The sequence below is a fragment of the Vibrio genomosp. F10 str. 9ZD137 genome (assembly GCF_049974785.1).
Classification (GTDB): domain Bacteria; phylum Pseudomonadota; class Gammaproteobacteria; order Enterobacterales; family Vibrionaceae; genus Vibrio.
Genome location: NZ_JBNGCJ010000511.1, coordinates 1 through 2,138, shown reverse-complemented (window position 1 = coordinate 2,138; position 2,138 = coordinate 1). Strand labels below are relative to the sequence as shown.

General features: G+C 42.9%; 4 protein-coding genes. All 4 read left to right on the top strand.

Features of this window, described 5'->3' with window-relative positions; genetic code table 11:
* Positions 1 to 406, top strand: a 406-nt coding sequence (locus ACP45E_RS12450; RefSeq protein WP_141707323.1) for a MurR/RpiR family transcriptional regulator, incomplete at its 5' end; no start/stop codon positions are given.
* A 149-nt stretch (positions 407 to 555) separates the two neighbouring features.
* Entirely contained in the window at positions 556 to 801 is a 246-nt protein-coding gene (locus tag ACP45E_RS12445; RefSeq protein WP_017038700.1) for a hypothetical protein, read from the top strand.
* Between the two features lie 163 nt (positions 802 to 964).
* On the top strand, positions 965 to 1,276 hold the full coding sequence (locus ACP45E_RS12440) for a hypothetical protein (protein ID WP_017038701.1): 312 nt from the start codon (positions 965 to 967) through the stop codon (positions 1,274 to 1,276).
* A gap of 218 nt (positions 1,277 to 1,494) precedes the next feature.
* A complete protein-coding gene (locus ACP45E_RS12435; RefSeq protein ID WP_017036172.1) occupies positions 1,495 to 1,980 on the top strand; it encodes an acyl-CoA thioesterase in 486 nt (161 codons plus the stop codon).
* The last annotated feature ends 158 nt before the right edge of the window (positions 1,981 to 2,138 follow it).

Below are 2,138 nucleotides of genomic sequence, written 5' to 3'. Positions count from 1 at the left end.
CGGTTATGCCATTGTCGCTTATAACGATGGAATGCTTGCGCAAATGGTGGCGGCAACCGCAGATAAAAACGATGTGTTTGTTATCATCTCGGCGACGGGGTTTACACCTGTGTTGGTCGAAACCGCGCAGCTTGCTAAAAAATACGGTATGAAGGTAATAGCTATCACTCCCGTAAGCACACCACTGGCCAACAATGCCGATTTAATATTGCCGATTCAGCACGATGAGACGGATTTCATTTACAAGCCATCAGCATCGCGCTATGCAATGTTAGCGCTTGTGGATGTTATTTCATTGGAACTTGCAGTCGCACACAAGCGTCAATCAAGAGATAAATTAAGACGTCTAAAAATGGCGCTTGACTCTCACCGCGGTGGCAACGAACGGCAACCTCTAGGCGACTAGAAATCGGGGTAGCAAGTCACAGTAGCAAATCACAGTAACAAAATGGTTAGGCATAGAGTAAGAAAGTAAGAAAGGGGCTTCCAATAGTGTTCATCTTTCATTCATCTATTATTCGTTACAGTAGATGTGTTACTTAAGAGGTTAATATAATGAATAGATTGATAGTCACTACGCTTGCCTTGATTACTGGCTTTTTTACTCTGGTTTTTGCACTTGTCATGGCGATTCCTCTTGCCATTGTAGCTCTTATCACCGGTAAACGGCTTCAGAAGCAGATGCAAAATCAAATGAACGCCCACAGTGTAAACGAAAAACGCCGGACACCCTTCTCCGACGCTGGTGCTTTTCCACACACCAACACCATTGATGGCGAGTTTGAAGAAGTTAACCGATAGAGGCGATTTCTTCTTTTCGGTGTGAATCTGTTACCTGGTTTAGGACAACGTTGGCATCCTAAATCAGAAGCACCACATTTGCTCCAATTCCACTTTACTCCGTTTCACTCTCCGTTTTTGCCTATACTGTGAATATCTCTTCCATCTTCTTATAGGCGACCTGATGGCTGATCATAATATTGGACAAATACTCCAAGCGTTCAACAGTATCGAATCACAAATAAAAGAACAGAATAAAATGATCAAAGAGCTGGCATCGAAAGTCAGCTCCCTTGAGGCACAAAACAAAACAATGGCGCAATTGATACATCAACTTCAGAACTCATCACCGCAACCCCCGCTGTTTGACCATGATAGAAATGAGTTTCAAGTAAAAGTAATGCAAAGCCTGAGTGCTATCGAAAATAAGTCAAAAAAAGCCATAGAGTTAATTAAAGCCAACAGTGCAAGCACCAAAAAAAGGGCCTGGCCATAGCGGCTTAATGTCGCGTTAGCCCGCTCTCATTGATGCCCTCTCGCTCCTATTCTCTTTGAGTTTTTATCCCCCGGCCTCTATGTCTTAGCGCTCAAATATTTCGTTGCTCTAGCTAGACTCAAATGTTTAGTCTAAAAGATAAGTGAACATAAACATGTTTATGTTACTGTCTGCTAACTATTATATTAATAACAGATAGAACAACAAAGGGTAAAAATATGAGCAGTGGAAAAAGAGAAATTACATTGCGTTTTTTGGCTGAGCCTAGTGATGTCAACTTTGGTGGCAAGGTACACGGTGGCGCGGCGATGAAATGGATCGATTTAGCGGCTTACGCCTGCTCAGCGGCATGGAGTGGTAAATACTGCATTACCGCCTATGCGGGGGGCATTCGCTTTGTGGCACCTATCCATGTGGGTAATCTTGTAGAGGTCAGTGCAAAAGTGATCTATACCGGATCCAGTTCAATGCATATTGCTATTGATGTTCAAGCCAGTGACCCAAAAGAGATGAATAACCGACTGACAACACACTGTATCGTTATTATGGTTGCGGTCGATGAAAATGGTCATTCGACCAAAGTGCCTGAATGGGTACCTACGACAGAAGAAGACATTCATTTGCGAGATTCAGCCATTCGATTAATGAAAATGCGAAAAGAGATCGGTGCAGAAATGGAAGCGCACGTACAATACCTTAAGTAACCTTTACCTGCGCTAATTCAAAGAGAGATACCCAAAAGTCAAAACCGGTACCTAAAGTGCCCGTGCCAAAAATCGAAAGCCTAAGTCATGGTTCTATCATCATCGCTTAGGTTTTATACCAATCGTAGTAAATGACTGTTCACCCTAGCGGGTTAAAA

Coding starts and splice junctions, on each gene's coding strand:
- ACP45E_RS12445 (WP_017038700.1), top strand. CDS start 556: ATGAATAGATTGATAGTCACTACGCTTGCCTTGATTACTGGCTTTTTT.
- ACP45E_RS12440 (WP_017038701.1), top strand. CDS start 965: ATGGCTGATCATAATATTGGACAAATACTCCAAGCGTTCAACAGTATC.
- ACP45E_RS12435 (WP_017036172.1), top strand. CDS start 1,495: ATGAGCAGTGGAAAAAGAGAAATTACATTGCGTTTTTTGGCTGAGCCT.